1 protein-coding gene and 1 pseudogene are annotated in these 1,544 nt (G+C 37.5%); both read left to right on the forward strand.

Annotated elements, in window-relative coordinates; all coding sequences use genetic code 11:
- Positions 1 to 834, forward strand: a pseudogene (locus tag HMPREF9449_RS01630) (hypothetical protein); the annotation flags it as partial.
- 405 nt (positions 835 to 1,239) lie between these two features.
- Positions 1,240 to 1,544, forward strand: a 305-nt coding sequence (locus tag HMPREF9449_RS16675; protein ID WP_009135484.1) for a BACON domain-containing protein, incomplete at its 3' end; no start/stop codon positions are given.

Genomic DNA, 1,544 nt, shown 5'->3' on the forward strand with positions numbered 1-1,544 from the left:
TCGTTCTTTTCGATCGAACCGACGAAAACCTACCGTGATTACTTTAACGTCCATATGGTTTATGCCGTTTCGCGTAGAGCTTGTATTGGGGATGATGCGAGTCAGACAGCCCTTGGAACGGTATCTGATAAAACGAATGGTATCAGCAACCGATTAAACCTTATACCCGACTACATCTCTACAGTTGTTCCTCGCGGGGTAATACCTTATCCTTCGATAATAATGAATAATAGTAATGCGGGTCTTGCTTATCTAAAAGGAACAGGTGTTATTGAGCCAAACTATTCTTTTTCAGGTTATCCGATCGGAGGAATAGAATTTCTGAAAAGTCTAATTATTCATGAGTCCGTGGGTCATGGTTTTGGTTTATTGGCCGATGAATATGAGGATTATCAAAACGGGTGGGAAAAGGAAGAGATACCTGAGAGTAAGAAAAACAGGTTAAAATTGGATCAGGCGCGAGGTTTGTGTTTTAATGTTTCTTTGACGGATGACCCTACGACGGTATATTGGTCGCACTTGATCGGTCATCCGCGTTATCCCTATGTGGGTATTTATGAAGGAGGAGACCATTATGGATGGGGTGTCTGGAGGTCAGAGCTCGAAAGTAGTATGCGTTCTTCATATAATTATTTATACTTTAATGCGATTTGTAGGGAATTATTAGTAAAACGAATTCTTGAACTTTCAGGCGAAGGTTATAGTTTTGAGAAATTCCTTCAGACGGACAGTGACGAAGGACGTCCCTATAAAGGAACGTCAGTTCAGCATCCGTTTGGTGTTAAAAGAAACGGTTGGGTTCATCACCCGCCTGTGATGCTCGATGAACAATAAGGGTATATAAACATATTTGTATAAGCATATCCTATTGATCGGTTTATATTCTTATTTTTAGAAAATATTCTTCCTAATCTTTATAAAATTTGATGTATATATTTTGTTGGAAGTAATGCTTTATTGCTTCATAGACAGATACGTTTTTCTTTTTGATTCGTATCTGGAAAAGGTAAACTTCATAAGCCGGATTTATAGCATAAATCAGTTTATCCTCTCTCGATAGGACTTGTTTTACAAGTTTGATCTTGTTATTTCTCTGTGTTTTAAATAGAAATATATTGATTTTAGTCATAATCAAGTTTATTTTAGTGGCAGATAGATATATTATATTTAAATAAGTTAATTTAATGTTTGTGATTATAATTTTTTCTTAATATATTTAACCGATCATAAATAAACATTATGTTACGACTTACAAAAATTATATTGTTGTTTTTTTCAGCCTTTTTGTTATTCGGTTTTTTGGGGGGCTGTAGTGAGGACAAAAAAGAAGAAATTCTCCCACCGCCAGTGGAACCTTATCTGACGGTAAAATCGGATCTTTATCCTTTGAACGCTCAGGGAGACAGTACTGAACTGGTGTTTACCACCAATGAATCCTGGAACATCGTTACGGAAACCGAAGAGGAGAAGCGGAATTGGTACCGTGTGTATCCGCTTTCCGGGGATGCCGGAGAGGATATCCGGGTAAATGTGCAGGTGGACAG

This window comes from Odoribacter laneus YIT 12061, assembly GCF_000243215.1.
Classification (GTDB): Bacteria; Bacteroidota; Bacteroidia; order Bacteroidales; family Marinifilaceae; genus Culturomica; species Culturomica lanea.